19 protein-coding genes and 1 riboswitch are annotated in these 17,092 nt (G+C 47.1%); of the genes, 14 read left to right on the top strand and 5 right to left on the bottom strand.

Annotated features, from left to right (window positions below):
• Positions 1 to 134 precede the first annotated feature (134 nt).
• From K6T22_RS02425 to K6T22_RS02390, 8 genes are all read left to right on the top strand, one after another.
• Positions 135 to 1,457, top strand: coding sequence for a Y-family DNA polymerase (locus tag K6T22_RS02425; protein ID WP_238238724.1), 1,323 nt, complete (start codon positions 135 to 137; stop codon positions 1,455 to 1,457).
• Positions 1,441 to 1,770 (top strand): YolD-like family protein, encoded by a 330-nt coding sequence (locus K6T22_RS02420; protein WP_238238723.1) that lies wholly within the window; start codon positions 1,441 to 1,443, stop codon positions 1,768 to 1,770. The genes K6T22_RS02425 and K6T22_RS02420 overlap by 17 nt, the downstream gene beginning before the upstream one ends.
• Positions 1,771 to 1,821: 51 nt before the next feature.
• Positions 1,822 to 2,634, top strand: a complete 813-nt coding sequence (locus tag K6T22_RS02415; protein ID WP_023467025.1) for a ZIP family metal transporter — start codon at positions 1,822 to 1,824, stop codon at positions 2,632 to 2,634.
• Between the two features lie 337 nt (positions 2,635 to 2,971).
• Positions 2,972 to 3,808: an undecaprenyl-diphosphate phosphatase gene (locus tag K6T22_RS02410; RefSeq protein WP_238238722.1), complete on the top strand. Its 837-nt coding sequence runs from the start codon at positions 2,972 to 2,974 to the stop codon at positions 3,806 to 3,808.
• A gap of 109 nt (positions 3,809 to 3,917) precedes the next feature.
• On the top strand, positions 3,918 to 4,511 hold the full coding sequence (locus tag K6T22_RS02405; RefSeq protein ID WP_238238721.1) for a LemA family protein: 594 nt from the start codon (positions 3,918 to 3,920) through the stop codon (positions 4,509 to 4,511).
• Entirely contained in the window at positions 4,508 to 5,245 is a 738-nt protein-coding gene (locus K6T22_RS02400; RefSeq protein WP_238238720.1) for a TPM domain-containing protein, read from the top strand. The genes K6T22_RS02405 and K6T22_RS02400 overlap by 4 nt, the downstream gene beginning before the upstream one ends.
• 18 nt (positions 5,246 to 5,263) lie before the next feature.
• Entirely contained in the window at positions 5,264 to 5,527 is a 264-nt protein-coding gene (locus K6T22_RS02395) for a DUF1294 domain-containing protein (protein WP_425293143.1), read from the top strand.
• Positions 5,528 to 5,706: 179 nt separating this feature from the next.
• Complete coding sequence (locus K6T22_RS02390) at positions 5,707 to 6,669, top strand: EAL domain-containing protein (RefSeq protein WP_238238719.1); 963 nt, start codon at positions 5,707 to 5,709, stop codon at positions 6,667 to 6,669.
• A 51-nt stretch (positions 6,670 to 6,720) separates the two neighbouring features.
• Here K6T22_RS02390 and K6T22_RS02385 read toward each other — a convergent pair whose 3' ends face one another.
• Positions 6,721 to 7,749 carry an iron-containing alcohol dehydrogenase family protein gene (locus K6T22_RS02385; RefSeq protein WP_238238718.1) on the bottom strand — a complete coding sequence of 343 codons (1,029 nt, stop codon included), beginning with the start codon at positions 7,747 to 7,749 and terminating at the stop codon, positions 6,721 to 6,723.
• A 132-nt stretch (positions 7,750 to 7,881) separates the two neighbouring features.
• Here K6T22_RS02385 and K6T22_RS02380 point away from each other — a divergent pair, with 132 nt between their 5' ends.
• Positions 7,882 to 8,697: an aldo/keto reductase gene (locus tag K6T22_RS02380; RefSeq protein WP_238238717.1), complete on the top strand. Its 816-nt coding sequence runs from the start codon at positions 7,882 to 7,884 to the stop codon at positions 8,695 to 8,697.
• 111 nt (positions 8,698 to 8,808) lie between these two features.
• Here the strand turns inward: K6T22_RS02380 and K6T22_RS02375 are convergent, their stop codons facing one another.
• From K6T22_RS02375 to K6T22_RS02365, 3 genes are all read right to left on the bottom strand, one after another.
• A complete protein-coding gene (locus K6T22_RS02375; RefSeq protein WP_238238716.1) occupies positions 8,809 to 9,552 on the bottom strand; it encodes a general stress protein in 744 nt (247 codons plus the stop codon).
• A 128-nt stretch (positions 9,553 to 9,680) separates the two neighbouring features.
• A complete protein-coding gene (locus tag K6T22_RS02370; protein ID WP_238238715.1) occupies positions 9,681 to 9,998 on the bottom strand; it encodes a DMT family transporter in 318 nt (105 codons plus the stop codon).
• On the bottom strand, positions 9,995 to 10,324 hold the full coding sequence (locus tag K6T22_RS02365) for a DMT family transporter (RefSeq protein WP_238238714.1): 330 nt from the start codon (positions 10,322 to 10,324) through the stop codon (positions 9,995 to 9,997). The genes K6T22_RS02370 and K6T22_RS02365 overlap by 4 nt, the downstream gene beginning before the upstream one ends.
• A 269-nt stretch (positions 10,325 to 10,593) precedes the next feature.
• On the opposite strand from K6T22_RS02365, the gene K6T22_RS02360 reads away from it, so the two are divergent.
• Together K6T22_RS02360 and K6T22_RS02355 are read left to right on the top strand one after the other, a co-directional pair.
• A complete protein-coding gene (locus tag K6T22_RS02360; RefSeq protein ID WP_238238713.1) occupies positions 10,594 to 11,148 on the top strand; it encodes a GNAT family N-acetyltransferase in 555 nt (184 codons plus the stop codon).
• 148 nt (positions 11,149 to 11,296) lie between these two features.
• Positions 11,297 to 13,852, top strand: coding sequence for an SH3 domain-containing protein (locus K6T22_RS02355; protein WP_238238712.1), 2,556 nt, complete (start codon positions 11,297 to 11,299; stop codon positions 13,850 to 13,852).
• A gap of 57 nt (positions 13,853 to 13,909) precedes the next feature.
• On the opposite strand, the gene K6T22_RS02350 is transcribed toward K6T22_RS02355, so the two are convergent.
• Positions 13,910 to 14,203 (bottom strand): putative quinol monooxygenase, encoded by a 294-nt coding sequence (locus K6T22_RS02350; protein ID WP_238238711.1) that lies wholly within the window; start codon positions 14,201 to 14,203, stop codon positions 13,910 to 13,912.
• A 77-nt stretch (positions 14,204 to 14,280) separates the two neighbouring features.
• Between K6T22_RS02350 and K6T22_RS02345 the strand changes: the two genes are divergently transcribed.
• The 3 genes from K6T22_RS02345 (at position 14,281) to K6T22_RS02335 (ending at position 17,084) form a co-directional block, all read left to right on the top strand.
• Positions 14,281 to 15,459 carry a M20 metallopeptidase family protein gene (locus K6T22_RS02345; RefSeq protein ID WP_238238710.1) on the top strand — a complete coding sequence of 393 codons (1,179 nt, stop codon included), beginning with the start codon at positions 14,281 to 14,283 and terminating at the stop codon, positions 15,457 to 15,459.
• 62 nt (positions 15,460 to 15,521) lie between these two features.
• Positions 15,522 to 15,625: riboswitch (SAM riboswitch) on the top strand.
• A gap of 94 nt (positions 15,626 to 15,719) precedes the next feature.
• Entirely contained in the window at positions 15,720 to 16,250 is a 531-nt protein-coding gene (msrA, locus tag K6T22_RS02340) for a peptide-methionine (S)-S-oxide reductase MsrA (protein ID WP_056063762.1), read from the top strand.
• Between the two features lie 237 nt (positions 16,251 to 16,487).
• Positions 16,488 to 17,084, top strand: a complete 597-nt coding sequence (locus K6T22_RS02335; RefSeq protein ID WP_238238709.1) for a winged helix-turn-helix domain-containing protein — start codon at positions 16,488 to 16,490, stop codon at positions 17,082 to 17,084.
• Positions 17,085 to 17,092: the final 8 nt, after the last annotated feature.

Here is a 17,092-nt window from a genome sequence, read left to right as displayed (position 1 = left end):
CGTTTGCATGAAGGTAAATCGTCCAAATCTCCCTCTTTTCAACAGTTTTTATTTTGAGACACTTTGAGACCATGCTATAGTCAAGGAAAATCAAAATAAGAACATACGTTCTTTTGTGTAAAGGAGTGATTCACATGTTTCCTTCCGTTGTTTTACCACAAGATAAACGGATTTTTTGCGTCGATAGCGTTTCCTTCTACGCCAGTTGCGAATGCCAATATCGTAACCTCCCTCCTTTGACGACACGCCTTGCGGTCGTCTCCGATTTAAAACGCAGCGGGTCCGTCATTCTCGCTGCCACCCCTGCCCTAAAAGCACTTGGAATCAAAACAGCCGGTCGCCTGTATGAAATCGAGCAATTGCCGTACGCTATCCGTCGCACGATCAAGCTTGTCGAACCGCGCATGCTCGCTTATATGAAGACGTCGATTCGTGTCCTTGATGTTCTGCATCAATTCGCCCCACCGGAAGCGATCCGCGTCTACTCGATTGATGAAAGTTTCATTGATATGACTGGAACCAATCGCTTGTTTGGCTCCGACTTTCAAGCTGCCCGTCGTATTCAGGAAGCGGTTTTTAAGCAGACCGGTATTCACGTTCGTATCGGAATTGGACCGAACAATGTCATCGCAAAACTGACCCTGGATTTGATCGGTAAAAAAGAAGGGATTGCGCGTTGTGGTTATGCTGATATCGCGCGACTCCTGCACGATTTTCCGATTCGAAAGATGTGGGGCGTTGGACAGCGAATGGAGCAACACCTACAGATGATGGGTATCGAGACGATTGGTGATCTTGCCATGCGCCCGGTCGAAGAATTACACGAGCGCTTCGGTATCATCGGCGCTGAACTGTGGCATCATGCTTGGGGTCTCGACGCTTCACCGACACTTCTTCCTCCTCGTCATCTGTTCGAAAAAGCTCCTCAACGGACGATCGGACATGGTGTGACCTTGATGCAGGACTATTATCAATTCGACCGAATTCGAAATGTACTCAATGAACTCGTTCAGGATGTTGCCGCACGTTGTCGCTTTTCAAATCAAGTCGGCTGGACCGTCCATATCGGTGTCCGCTATTCCCGAAACGTCGTCCGAAGTGGCTTCTCACGTCAAGTCCGGTTGCCTTATCCGACATCGGATGAGCGAATCATTCTTCGTCATGTCTTACAATTATTCGAACCGAATTGGCTCGACGGGGAACCTGTTCGGTTCCTTTCCGTTTCGCTCGGTCACTTGACTGCTGATCAAGGTACTTTACAGCTCTCACTGTTCGAGGACAATACGCGCAACTGGAAGCGGCGACGTCTATTAAAAGCAATGGACATCGTCAACCTCCGCTACGGGAAAGGAACGATTCGCCTCGCCGTCTCATTTCTCGATACGAGTGTCGCCAAGCGTCGTCTCCGTTTCGTTGGCGGTCATCCTGGAGGTGACTTGAATGACAGCGTATCGTGACCGGGGAAATTTAAAATGGATTCCTTTTCTCATGCCAGAGCACTTACAACTATTACGAGAGTACTATATCCAGATGCACCAACTCGACTTACCTGAAATCGATGAACAACTACAAGAATCGTGGCACTTTCTACTTCAAGAAGCTTTAATAGAAGGAAACGAACTCGAAATCACGTATTATAAGGAAAGTAGCTACGTGACGGTCGTCGGTTTCGTGGAACGGCTAGAACCTGAACGTTCCGTTCTCTTTTTGCGTGGTCGTGAAGTAGTGGAAATTCCTTTCACACGAATCGTCCGGATTGAAAACGGGTAAGCTCTCATACAGATAGTCGTTTCAAATCGTGCCTGGAAAGAAGGAATAGTCATGTTAGATTGGTTTACTTCCCTCCCCGTCGTCGTGCAAGCATTACTTGCTGGTATGATGACATGGGGGTTAACCGCACTTGGTGCGGCACTCGTCTTCGTCTTTACGACGATTGAAAAACGCGTCATGAACATGATGCTCGGTTTTGCAGCCGGTGTCATGATTGCCGCGTCATTTTGGTCTCTACTCGCACCAGCGATCGAGTTCACGGAGCAAGACGGTGGAATTGCTTGGATTCCGGCTGCAATCGGCTTCCTCGCTGGTGGTTTCTTCGTTCGTTTGCTTGACTTCGTTACACCGCATTTGCACTTATCCGCACCACTCGAAACAGCTGAAGGTCCTTCAACAGGACTCAAGAAAACAACGTTACTGTTTCTTGCGATTACGTTGCATAATATCCCAGAAGGTCTTGCGATTGGGGTTGCCTTCGGAGCGGCAGCACTTAATATGGACGGTGCGACCGTCGCTGGTGCGTTGACACTCGCACTCGGTATCGGAATTCAAAATATGCCGGAAGGTGCGGCATTATCGATTCCACTACGCGGCGAAGGCATGTCGCGCCGGCGCGCCTTTCATTACGGTCAATTGTCAGCGATCGTCGAACCGATTGCTGCGATGGTCGGAGCAGCTGCCGTCTTCTTCGTTCAACCACTTTTGCCATATGCATTATCGTTCGCTGCTGGCGCAATGATTTTCGTCGTCGTCGAAGAATTGATTCCAGAATCACAAGCAGAGAACGGATCCGACTTAGCAACACTTGGTCTGATGGTCGGTTTTACCGTCATGATGATCCTCGATGTCGCTTTAGGATGAGCGCGTTACGAAACGAGTAGTGGACACAACCGTCTATTGCTCGTTTTTCTCTTTTTACATTCATGAATCCCTTATTAGTTTGAAGTTTTTCTGACCTTGTGTAACAACAGAAGGATTCCCCTTCTCAAAATGCTATCTTACTATCAATAAAAATGACTGAATATCCTATGAAATGCAGGTAACTGCTCACTCTTAAACAAACGAATCTAGGCATCAGGTTTCGTCTGAGGCGTATCATACCTTCTCAGACCTGCGCCCGATATTCCAATTAGTTCTATCTCACAAGAATAAAACATGATATGTTTTTAACTAGCACAACATACAGAAGGAGATTATCATGACAATCATTGAACTTTTAAAAGCGCTCTTACTCGGTTTCGTCGAGGGGATGACGGAATTTGCACCGGTCTCTTCAACGGGTCATATGATCATCGTCGATGACATGTGGTTGCAAACAACGGAATTTCTCGGTAAGTATTCCGCAAATACCTTTAAGATCGTTATCCAGCTTGGATCGATTCTTGCTGTCGTCGTCGTCTTTTGGAAACGTCTCTTCAGCTTAATCGGTTTGTATAAGATTGAAGGAGAACACGATGCATCAGGTACACACAAATTAAAACTACGCCACGTCTTGATCGGTCTTCTACCAGCTGGTATTCTTGGATTGTTATTCGAAGACTTCATCGATGAGAACCTCTTCTCGATTGAAACAGTCATCATCGGTCTTGCAGTTGGTGCTCTCTTGATGATCGCAGCCGATAAACTCGGACCAAAGGAACCAAAAACAACATCACTTGATCAGATTACATACCGCCAAGCAGCACTCGTCGGTCTGTTCCAATGTATTTCACTCTGGCCAGGTTTCTCCCGTTCCGGTTCAACGATTTCCGGAGGGGTCTTCCTCGGGATGAATCACCGGACGGCAGCTGACTTTACGTTCATTATGGCTGTACCGATCATGTTCGGTGCTAGTTTCCTTTCGCTCGTTAAGAACTGGTCGGACATTCAACCGAACCACTTCGCATTCTATGCTGTCGGTTTTGTCGCGTCGTTCGTGTTTGCCCTCTTATCGATCCGCTTCTTCTTGAAGCTCATCAACAAGATCAAACTCGTGCCATTCGCGATCTACCGCCTTGTCTTAGCAGCTGTTCTTGCTGTCATCGTCTACATGTAATTTTTCAATCGCCAGCTATTTTAGCTGGCGGTTTTTTAATTTTTTTGAAACTAATTCACTTAGTTAAGGGTATATAGGGATGAGACACATATAAAGGAGTGAATGCCGTATGGCACGTAGAAGTCGGAGTGGATCAAAACTCCCATTAATCATCGGAGTCGTTGTCGTTGCCGTGATTGCCTTTTTAGCAATCGGACAATACAATAGCCTCGTCAATGTAGAAGAAGATGTATCGAATAAATGGTCGCAAGTCGACAATCAAATTAAGCGTCGTGCGGACTTGATTCCGAACCTCGTCGAAACTGTCAAAGGTGTCGCGGGTCAAGAAGAAAAAGTATACGGTAAAGTTGCCGAAGCCCAAGCGGGTCTTGCGCGTGCTGCGTCAACTGAACAACGGATCGAAGCCGACCAACAAGTCACGTCTTCGCTTCGCGGATTGATTGCCTTACAGACGACGTATCCGGAACTAAAATCTAGCGAACGATTCCAATCCTTGATGGATACGCTGGAAGGAACAGAAAATCGTCTCGGGATTGCCCGTAAAGATTACAATGATGCTGTAACCCTCTACAACAAAAAACGTCGGAGCTTCCCAACGACACTCTATGCATCTGAATTCGGATTCGAGAAAAAACCATATTACGAGATTTCAGACAGCGACCGGGAAAATCCGACCGTCGACTTTAACAGTGATTCGAAATGATTCGGCGATGGACGCGACTTCTGTTGAGCGCGTTCTTCGTCTTCTTCCTCTTCGTTCCAACAGCTAGTGCCGTTTCAGAACGGACAGGAGCAGCCTTCTTCATTCAAGATGATGCTCGGTTGCTCACATCGTCGGAAGAAGCCGAACTCGCGCAACTCGGTCAGGAACTCGAACAATATACGACGGCACAAGTCGTCCTCAAGACGGTCCCCGATTTAAAAGGACAAGATTTAAGCTCTTACGCCAACGAAACGTTCCGGCGTCAAGGTATCGGTCAAGAAGGAAAAGACAACGGTGTCCTCGTCATCGTCGCACCGAATGAAAAAGATCGCCAGTTCCGCATCGAGGTCGGTTATAAACTCGAAGGGATTCTAACAGATATCACAGCCGGACGTATTCTTGATCAATATGCTGTTCCCTACAAGGAAAACGGTGAGTATGGAAAAGCAGCGTCCGAAACTTATAAGGCTGTCGTCAGTGTCATTTCAAAGGATCAGTCGCTTGAGTCACAGGATCCTCCGAAGAACCAAAATGACGACGGACTTCCGCTTTGGATGAAGATTCTGATTGGCGCCGCACTACTCCTTCTCCTATTCCTTGATATGAAGTTCACTGGCGGTATGTTCTTCTTTGCCATTTTGAATATCTTCTCCGCAATCATGCGGGGTGGCGGTGGAAACGGTGGCAGTCGTGGTGGCGGCGGTAGTTCCGGTGGTGGCGGTGCCGAACGTTAGAAAAGGAGTCGTTTTCTCATGAGGATCATTTTAGGCTATTACCTCCTCCTGACACTCATCGGCTTTGGCTCGATGTGGCAGGATAAACGCCGAGCGCGGCAACATGCTTACCGGACACCGGAAGCGACACTGTTGACGATCGCTTTTCTCGGTGGTGCGCTCGGTTCTTGGATCGGTATGTACACTGTTCGTCATAAGACACGGAAAGCGAAGTTCCAATGGCTCGTTCCAATAGCCGCTATCTTGCATCTCGCTTTCTGGTTTGTTTACACTTCACAATAAAAGAATGTAACCGATAGAGAAGAGAACGTACGGAAATGTGTCCGTCGTTCCTTCTCTTTTTTTTATGAGGTCAATGATTATGAATAACAGGTTTAATTTCTTTTTTGTTCAGGGTAAAGAATTTAACCAATTTAATAAATACATCTTTTTTTGATGTACTGAGAGGTGGACATCCCTTTATGTGGCATCCTTGCGCCGAATGTACGACATCGATCCGTTTCGTTGAAGCGGGAGCACTCCATATTCAATCACCAACGCCAGAAATCTATTCCTATCAATCATTCGAACAACTTGAGCAGTTACTTACATCGCTCTTACGTGTAGCAGATTATCCTGTATCTTGTCGCGCTACACAATCACGCTACGTAACAGCACCTATTTTAGCTTCAGTGCTTCTAGAACAATTGAAGCATCGGTCGGCGATCGATTTCATCCAGAACGGTGTCATGACAAGTCACCTGCAACCGATTTATGATATTCAGCAGAATCTTCTCGTCGCGAACGAAGCGCTACTACGCGCAGCAGATGACAATACCCCGATCTCACCTGGTGTCCTATTTTCGACGGCATCTAAAATGGGACTCCATTCTCGACTCGATCAGCGCGCACGTGAAGAAGCGATTCGCGCGACACATCATGTTGGGGGTACGTCAAAAACGTTCATTAACTTTCTTCCATCGACGATCTATAATCCGGAGTATTGCCTGCGTCATACGTTTGAAATCGTCGACCGTTATCAAGTTGATCCAAGTCGACTTGTTTTCGAAGTCGTCGAGACGGAAAAAATCGAAGACGTCAATCATTTGAAACATGTCTTTGAACAGTATAAAAAACAAGGCATTCAAGTGGCACTGGATGATGTCGGTGCTGGTTTCTCGACGCTTGATATGCTGTCCTTGCTTCAACCAGACTATATTAAAATTGACCGTTCGTTCATCGATCATTGTGACACGAATGCAGAAAAGGAAGCCTTTTTACGCAAAGCCCGTCATCTGACGCGTGAAATGGGGATTCAAATCTTAGCGGAAGGCATCGAACGGCAAGAAGAACTCGATCTCTGTCGCGAACTCGGCTTCGACCTCGGTCAAGGATACTTGCTTGGTCGACCTGCTCCTTACGCTCGTCTTGCGAAAGCACAATGAAAAGACGCACATGTCACCGATGTTGTCGGCACATGTGCGTCTTTTCTTTTTTTAAGAAGTGATTGAAATGGAAGTCGTCTCGTTCCGCGTGATAGCATCGACTAGTTGTTCCACTGACACGATCGGACGCAACAGACGACACAGTTCCTCTTTCGATGTCCGTAAAGCAAGTGTTTCGACGACATCGAGCGACAATGCGAAGTCTGCGAGCGTCGTCGGCTGCTCTTGTGCAAGAAGATAGTCACGCAACTCTGCATAATCATCATCATGTCCGAGTAACTTCTCCTGAACGAGTAGTCCGTACCCGACCTTACTACCATGCAAGAACGGATGCGTTTCCCGGTAAGGAGACAGAGCATTATGCACAGCGTGTCCAATCGCACCGCGGGTCGCTGCGTCACCAAAACCACCAATGCTCCCAGCTAACGGAATGACGGTTTCGACGAGATATTGAATGTCAGCTGGATATTCACGAAAGCGCGTTTCCGTTATATTCGTCGACAAGATGAGATCCTTGCAACGTTCAGCCGTCCGAAGTGCGGTTTCGATGACGGGATCTTCTGCTAAAGAGCCACTTAAGGCACGGGCTTCATACCACTTCGCTAATGTATCGACGAGCCCCGCTACGAAATAATCATACGGACTGGCGGCGATAATCCGATGATCGAGTAAAAGAGCTTCAATCACGACCGGGAACGTATCAAAACGGAGATACTGCCCCTCTTCGTTATACATAACACTGAGCGGCGTCCAAGGAGCACAGTTCGAAACGATCGTCGGAATGACGATAACCGGAAGTTGCAATTGAAACGCGACCTGTTTTGCCGTATCGATGACACTTCCTCCTCCGAGAGCGAGAATCACATCGTATGGAGCGCATGACAGTTTCAAGGCTTCCACCTGTCGATCTGTACAATGACCTTCAAATAAAAAGTGCGGGACATCAGGTAAAGCAAATGCTGCTGCTTCATAGGCTTGACGTCCATGAATCAGGACTGCTGATCGGTTACCTATGATCTGTTCTAGTTGGTCGAGTGCATTTTCTTCATGTATGTATTGCAAAACGGCTTGTCGAATCACGAAATCGCCTCCTAATATTTGTTATCGCCCAGTATACGCAAAAGAACTCGATTCGGCAATCATTCGATTTTTAGAGAAGGAGCGCGTACACTAGAAAAGAGAAGAATTCACTAAAAAGGAGTCGATGAATCGATGCAACAGATCACGTTAAACAATGGCATTAGCATGCCCCAACTCGGATATGGTGTCTTTAAAGTACCGGAAGAAGAAGTATACGAGGCTGTCAGTGAAGCACTCCGTGCTGGGTATCGTTCAATCGATACGGCAATGATCTACGAGAACGAAGAAGGCGTCGGTCGCGCTCTGCGTGACTCGGGCATTCCTCGTGAAGAGATTTTTCTGACGACGAAAGTCTGGAATTCCGATCAGGGTTACGACGAGACACTTGCCGCTTTCGAGACAAGTCTACAAAAGCTTGGTGTCGATTATGTTGATTTGTATCTGATTCATTGGCCGATGCCAAAAGAAGATCGTTATGTCGAGACATGGCGGGCGCTCGAACATCTCTATGCAGAAGGAAAGACGCGTGCCATCGGTGTCTCGAACTTCCATATCCCTCACCTAGAACGGATTTTAGCTGAAGGGTCGATCGTTCCTGCTGTCAATCAGATCGAACTCCACCCGTTTCTTAGTCAAGAAGCGATTCGAGACTTTTGTCGTGAGCATGGTATCGTCGTTGAAGCATGGAGCCCGTTGATGAAAGGACGCGACGCGTTGACGCATCCGATCATCGTCGATATTGCCGATCGTCATCAGAAAACGCCGGCTCAAGTCGTCCTCCGTTGGCACTTGCAACACGATATCGTCGCGATTCCGAAATCCGTCACGCCAAGCCGTATTCGTGAAAATCTTGATGTCTTCGACTTCAGCTTGTCAGACGTTGATATGAAAGCGATTGATCAATTGAACGCCAACGTGCGTACAGGATCAAATCCGGATCATAAATAAGACGAGACGATTCTCGTTTAATCTCCATACAAAAAGAAGGTACTTTTCGGATTTGGTCCGGAAAGTACCTTCTTTGATTATGATCCTAACGCGTGATTCCAATCTATTATTTTAGCGGTCTAAATTATTTCCATGGTCTTGCTTGGCGATGTCATCCGATTGATGTTTCGATTGACGATGTTCTTCGCCGTCTTGCGTTGCATTATGGTCCTTTTCCTCGCGCTCTGTTTCCGGACGTCGGAAGTCATCATCCCGACGCATCGCGATATCTGGTTCACGGTTACCATCGAGCTTTTTCGAATGATCGATGGCCTGCTCGTCTTGCGGCATCTTATCGGTACCGGCACGATGTAGGTCGATCTCTGCATGCTCTTCTTTTGAATCTTTATCGATATCAAGTGGATTACCTGTTCCGAGCTGTGCATTGGAATTGGCATCCGATGACGTATGCGTCTCTTCGCCACTACCATAACGGACCTTTACGTCAGGATGTGTATTGTCTGTATTTAAATGTGGGTCGAACTGGATGTCCTGGACTTCAAGTAGAAGAACAAATCCTCCGCCCTCAACTTCCGTTTTCCGTTGCTCGATTTCATTGTCCGGTAATTCAAGTGACGCGAACAAATCATCGACCTCTTGATCGCGTCCTTTGTTTCCCCGAATTCGATCAATCCAAGACGGTTTCGTCGTCGCAATTTCTGCATCCATCTGGCTACGAACGAGTGCGATGTTCGACTTTTCCTTAACGATGACGTAGAAATCTTCCTCTCGGTGTCCTTGAATGTGTAGTTCGTCCATTTTTGAGATCAATTCTTCTTCTGAATAGAATGTTCCGACATATTGTTTCGTTTTCATGGATGTTCTCCCCTTATCGACACGATTTGTCATGCGTGACTTCTATAAGGAGTATTTCCTCTTTTGCGTTAAAATATGCCAATAAATATGCGTTCTGCCAAAACGTCATCTGTTTGACATGTAAACGATCATTCGCCGACGAGTTTTAAGCCGATTGTCGCACTTAAGACGAGACCGATACAGACAAGCCGTTTCCAATCTTTTGATTCGTTATAGAGCACCATACTGAGAATCGCACCACCGGCCGCTCCAATTCCTGTCCATACCGCGTACGCCGTTCCCATCGGTAAACCATTCATCGCCAGCGTCAAAAATAAAAAACTAAGACCGAATCCTGCTCCCATCAACAGTAGATTCTTGGCATTCTTATTCTGGTTGAACGTATTGATCAACACGACACCAAACATTTCAAAGATCCCGGCAATGATTAAATAAATCCAACTCATGCTGACTTCTCCTCTCCACTGACTAACTTCAGACCGATGACGCCGACGAGCAAGACAGCAATCAATGTTAATTTTGTTACAGATGCGCTTTGACCGAACAAGACGATGTCCGTCACGACTGTTCCTGCTGTTCCGAGACCAACGAAGACGGCATAGACCGTTCCGACGGGTAAATGATTACTTGCTTTGATCAACACGGTAAAACTGACGATGATACAGACGATCGTCGCTCCCCATTCGAGTGGTGTTGTTGCATGCTTTAATCCGATGACCCAGCCGACTTCAAAACAAGCCGCGAGCATGATCCCAATCCAATACTTTGCCATAGTAATTGCCTCCTGATAGATAAATTCAAATGAAAAAGCCCGGGAGCAAGCGAGACGATTCGCTTTACTCCCGGGCTTTTATCCCTCCGTTGCATGGACAAATGTCCACGTTCCTCCCTCGGTCCAGCCGTACGGAACCCTAGAGGATACTCCCTATTCCATTCGATACAACCACCCTAGCACGCCCTTTTTCTCGTGTCAAACAGGAATTCGCCTACGATTCGTCTAATAGAATTAAAGTGACTTCATCTGAAAGAGGAGGATGCTGCATGCGTTATAAAATCAATGATCAACTTCGGATTCGTCGTTTTACACCAGAAGATGTAGAAGCCGTCCACGCCTATGCATCACAACCCATCGTCAGTCAGTTCCAGTCATGGGGACCGAATACCGAAACGGATACAAAACAATTCCTACACGATGCGCTCGAAAGTGAACTCGAGACACCAAGACGTCGTTATGTCTTTGCCGTGACGTTCCCGAGTGACGTCGTCATCGGTGCTGGTGAACTCGTCATCACAGACGTTGAGAATAAAATCGCCGAAATCGGATACGTCCTCTCCCCAGATGAATGGGGGAACGGATATGCGACGTCGATTGCCTCTTTCCTTCTCCAATTCGGTTTCGAAAAACTAGAACTACACCGAATCACCGCAACGTGTGACCCACGCAACGTCGCTTCCGAACGCGTGTTGCAAAAAGTCGGCATGACGAAAGAAGGACAGCTCCGCGAGACCGTCTATCTCGAAGACCACTGGCGCGATTCCTTGATTTACGGCATGCTCGACTGGGAATGGCAAGTCGATCACGAGGAAGATCACTAATAGTTGATTTCAAACGATGTGCCTCGGCATATCGTTTTTTTATGACTAACGACCAATCTCCTATTTTTTTGATTTTTATCAATTTTTAAACAAGCGCATGCTACACTATTCATAATGACAAATTTTAAGAATTGGAGTGAACCTCTTGATGAAAAAATGGACTGCTCATGTTGCTGGACTTGCCGCAACGTTGATGTTGAGCTCGGTTTTACCCGCACCTGCTCTCGCCGAATCGCCACCTGCTCAAGCGACAGCAGAAACGCAAACGGTCACCGAGACGACGGGAACTGCGTATTTGAAAGAAGATGTCGCATTGCTACAAAATACCGATCTCGCAACGGTCATCCAACAACTACCAGCCGGAACGACACTAAAGACGCTCGGTACAGACGGTGACTTCACTCGTATCAGTTGGCAAGGAGGAACTGCCTATGTTGCAACGAACGCGTTAACGCAAACAGCGCCTGTCTTTCAAAAACAAGCAACGTTGATGTCAAAAAGTGCACTTTCATTAGTTGCTTCACCTTTTGATTCTACTGCCGTTGCGACACTTCCCGCCTATCAGCGAATCGATACATATGGCACCTTTGATACGTTCACGCGTCTAAAATGGAAAGAGCAATACGTTTACGTATCCACAACACAACTCGAGCAACTTCCGAACTTAGTTGGAACGCGCTACGCCAAACGAGCGTCTTCCCTTTTTGTTGAACCGAAGACAACGAGCGCGAAGACAGCCGTTGTTCAGAACCAAGCGTTCGAAACGTTTGGCACGATGGGCGTCTTTACACGCGTGGCAACTAATACAGGTTATGCGTTCGTTCTGACGACTGAGTTAGTAGATGCGCCAGTCGAAAACTATCCGAAAACAGGACTGCGTTATGCCAAACGAGCGACTTCTCTTTTCGTTGAGCCGAAGACGACGAGCACAAAGTCAGCCGTCGTTCAAAACCAAGCATTCGAAACGTTCGGTACGACGGGTACGTTTACGCGTGTCGCAACTAAAACAGGCTACGCCTTCGTATTGACGGCTGATTTAGCTGATGCGCAGGTCGTGAACCATCCGGAAACAGGGCTACGTTACGTCCAACAGCAGACGACGGTCTATACTACTGCGACTACGAAAGGAAAAGTCGTACAATCACTTCCTGTGAATACCTCTCTTCAGACATATGGAACAGATGGTTCATTTACACGGATTAAACGAAACGACGAGTATGCCTATGTATTGACGGCACATCTCGGCACGTTGAAATACTATCCGAAGACCTCACGTTTGTACGTCCAGCGCGCTACACCAATTTATTCGGATGCCAAATCGTCAAGTCCTGTCTTGAAGCATCATCAAACGAATACACTGCTGACGGTCTATGGTACAAGCGGTACCTATAGCCGAATCATCTTCCGCGGGGTTCATGCTTACGTCAAGACAGCTGATCTCGGTACTGGAAAAGTTTATGCATCAACCGGGACACGATACGCGAAACGCAACTTGTCCGTTTACACGTCGGCTTCGACAAGTAGTAAAACAGCCTATTCTGTTAAACGAGCTGATAAATTAACGATTTACGGAACGAGTGGTAGTTATACGCGACTAAAAAAAGGCTCCGTCTACGGTTACGTTAAAACGAGTGATCTCGCCACGAAAAAACCGGATCTGTATGACGTCACTGGTCAACGTTACGTGACAGAAGACGATGTCGTCATTCGCTCACAAGCAAAACTGTCGAGCAAAAAAATCGGAACGTTGAAAAAAGGCACTTCGATTACGATCTACGGAAAAAGTGGTTATTATACACGCGTCAAATATAAAAATGTCTTTGGTTTCGTTGATTCGAGTCGCATTGGACTAAACAAACCGACAGCAAAAGCAAAAAAAGGCACGACATTTTATGTCCACCTAGACCAAACACCACTCTTTTCTGCTGACGTCGCTTACAGTCGTCCCGCTGCTTATTTAAAGAAAGGGACGAAGCTGATTGGTCTGAAATCGATTGATGATGATTTTTGGCAAGTCCGCTTAGTCAGTGGTCAAACCGGTTATGTCCTCAACCCTTATATCAGCACGAGTAAACCGGATATGAGTCTGACGCAAAAGGCAATCGACCGGGCGAAAATCTATACCGTCAAACAGACGACATCCTTCTTCGCGAGTCCGACGAGCCCAAAAGGCAGCGGACTCGTTGAACAAGGCAAACGCGTTTATCCACGGCACCGGGTCGGAAACTTCTATGTCATCCAATCCGGCTGGACACCTGTTTATCTTCCAGTATCCGCTGTGACGATCACGTCCGATAAACGGGTCGTCAAAAAGAACAATACACGTGGTGAAAAGCTGATCCAGGCAGCAGTCCAACATATCGGCACACCCTACACATGGGGTTCGCAAGATGCCGTGAACGGTGGTTTTGACTGTTCCGGACTGATTCACTACACGACGAACAAGGCTGGAAAATACGGTGGTCGAACGAACGTCCGTGGCTACTGGTATGGGGCCTTCTTTACGAACCGCCGGACGAGCATCTCAAGCGGTAAACGCTCGGATATCGTCTTCTTCCAGAACACCTATACGGATGGTCCTTCGCATATCGGAATCATGCTCGATAGCGAACATTTCATCCACGCGGGCGGTTCACAACTTCAAATCAATTCGATTTATGAACCGCGTTGGCAGGAGCACTTCCTCGGCTTTAAATCAATGTAAGCCAAAAAAGACGAATCCGTCGATTTCGACGGGTTCGTCTCTTCTTATCGCAAAACGTCAGAATGTCATCTCGACGTATTTCGTTACTTGTCGATCCATCAAGTATAATTCAATCTGTTCGCGGTATGCTTTATAGTGGTCGGATGCGATATGCGCTTCGAGCGCCTCTTCGTCACGATACACTTCATATAACATGAATTGATGCTCATCTTCGATCGATTGATGCAAGGAATAACGCAAGCATCCGTCTTCTTTTTGTGAGGCATGATAAACCGTTTGTAGAATCGGGAAGACTTGATCCGCGAGTCCTGCTTTGATTGTAAGTACAGCGTTGACGACGATTTCTCCCATGTTTCATTATCCCCTTTCGTGATTACCTGTATCTGTACCCATTTTCACGAAAAGACACACGTTAAAGGAGCTTAAAGATGCAAACTCAACTTTTTGAAGCACTTGAACAATTCGAACCAACGATGATCGCGTTACGCCGTGATTTCCACCGCCATCCGGAACTCTCTTTCCAAGAAGTCCGCACACCAGAACGGATTGCCGCCTTTTACGCAGAACGGGACATCCCTTATCAAACAGCCGTCGGAGGTCGTGGTGTCGTCGCGACGATCGAAGGCAAACAACCTGGTCGAACGATTGCGGTCCGCGCAGATTTTGATGCCTTACCACTTCAGGAAGAGACGACGCTTGCCTTCCGGTCAATCCATCCCGGTATCATGCATGCTTGCGGGCATGATGGGCATACGGCGATGGTGATGGCACTTGCGGCTACACTCTATCCATTACGCGATCAATTGCAAGGAACGATTCGAATTATTCATCAGCATGGTGAAGAGGTCTTTCCTGGTGGAGCGATTCAAATGATTGAAGCCGGTGTCCTCGAAAGTGTCGATGCGATTTTTGCGACACATCTCGAAAATGATTTACCCGTTGGCACGATTGGGTTTCGAGAAGGACATACGCTATGCGCAATCGACGAATTCGAAATCATCGTCCATGGTCAAGGTGGGCACGCCCAGGCACCACATAAAACAAAAGATGCGCTCGTCGCCGGGGCACAACTCGTCTGTAACCTACAACACCTCGTCAGTCGACGGGTCGATCCGTTTGAGCCTGCCGTTCTCGCAATTGGTTCTTTCCATGCAGGAACGGCTCCAAACATCGTCACAGGTGAGGCACGCATCGTCGGAGAGATCCGGACGTTCAACGAGACACTGCGACATCAGCTCAGGCAAGAAGTCGATCTTGTCGCCAAAACGACGTGTGCCGGCATCGGTGCTACCTATTCGATTGATTTCACGACTGGTTACCCTGCGCTTTGGAATCACCCGGATGAGACAAAAATCGTCCAAGAAGCTGCTGCTTTCTTACCGGAAGCATCTGTCCGAGCACTGACTCCGATGATGGCGGCAGACGACTTCGCACATTACTTAACGCACGTACCGGGTAGTTATTTCTTCACTGGCTCTGGATATACGGACGGTCGCGTTAACTATCCACAACACCATCCGCAGTACGAGATCAATGAACAGGCATTGTTGATTGGCGCGAAAACACTCGGAGCGACCGTTTTACGCGCCTTGAATCCTAGGGATTGACTTTATTTCTTTTGGAGTGGTATCATCACAACAATGATAACGAATGACATCAACTTCATATACCCTTATCAAGAGTGGACCGAGAGATCTGGATCGATGACGTCCCAGCAACCTGCGCATAGCAAGGTGCTACGACCAGCAAAGCGAAAGCTTTGGTTGATAAAAAGCGGCGACTCCTTTTGCAACCAAGCGAAGGAGTCGTTTTCGTTTTCTCGCTGTCAGATATACAATGGGGATTTCCCACGGAGAGGAAGAGACAGATGGAAAAAGCAACATTTGCAGGTGGATGTTTTTGGTGCATGGTGACACCATTTGAAGAATTACCAGGAATCGAGGGAATCGTATCAGGTTACATGGGCGGACACGTCGATAACCCGACATACGAGCAAGTTAAGACTGGAACGACAGGACATCTCGAAGTCGTCCAAATCACGTTTGATCCGAGCCTATTCCCATACGAGCGTCTGCTGGAACTCTACTGGCCACAAACGGATCCGACGGATGCAGAAGGTCAATTCCAAGATCGCGGCACGCAGTACGCGCCAGCAATCTTCTATCATACGGATGCGCAGCATGAAGCAGCGATTACTTCCCGGGACGCCCTTGCTGCAAGCAATCGTTTTAAACAACCGATCGTGACACGAATCGATGCCGCTTCTGAATTTTATCCAGCGGAAGAGTATCATCAAGACTTCCATAAGAAAAATCCAGAACACTACAAAAAAGATCGTGCTGCTTCTGGTCGTGATGCGTTCATCGAACAGGAATGGAAAGACACGACAACGGTCTAATCTAGCCTTGAACCACATCTAACAGCTGAACTGACTTCAAACATTTCGCTTATTCTCACACCTGCTTTTGCAGGAGGTGAATGAGAATGAGCGAGTATGTCAATGGAGTCAGTTTTTTGTATGGAAACAAACAGCCCTCATTCACCGTTACCCTTACATTATTTTGTAATTGTTTACAAAATAACCTTTTTGATTTATGGTTAATAAAAGTTAACCGGTTAAAAAGGAGATGATTGGATGGAACAAAAAGCGATTCACATATTAGAGAACTATGAACAGTTGAAGGTGATCAGTGATCCGTTACGAACAAAAATCCTTATGTTTCTCGTTGAAAAACCGCATACGGTACATCAGTTAGCTCATTTGCTGACGTTATCGCGCGCAAAGGTGCTCTATCACGTGCGGGAACTTGAAAAGCATGCTTTGATTCGCCTCGTTCGAACGGAAGAACAAGGCGGCAACCTTTTAAAATATTACCAAGCTATCGCCCGAGGATACATTCCTGCCGATCATCTTCTGAACTTCGTCGAGACGAAAGAGGCGACCCGCCAATCGTATCTTGAGGTACTAGACCGGGCAAAGACACGTGTCCTCACCGCTCCAACGACTGCTTTTTCTCCCGTGTCTTCGAACGTCGAGGACTGGATGAGCTTATCGCTTCAAAAAGAATTGACGATGTCTGAAGCCGACTTTCAGCGGTTTGCTACAAAATATCGTGCTTTATTAGACGAGTTCACACAATCTCCACCTGACGAAAAAGATCGAAAACACTTTTACATCATGACGACTGCTTTTTCGATTGATGAACGATTGTTTGATCGCGACGATATCTAATCTGGAGG

This window comes from Exiguobacterium acetylicum (genome assembly GCF_022170825.1).
In the GTDB taxonomy this organism is placed as follows: domain Bacteria; phylum Bacillota; class Bacilli; order Exiguobacteriales; family Exiguobacteriaceae; genus Exiguobacterium_A; species Exiguobacterium_A acetylicum_B.
This window is presented reverse-complemented; position numbering and strand designations above follow the sequence as displayed.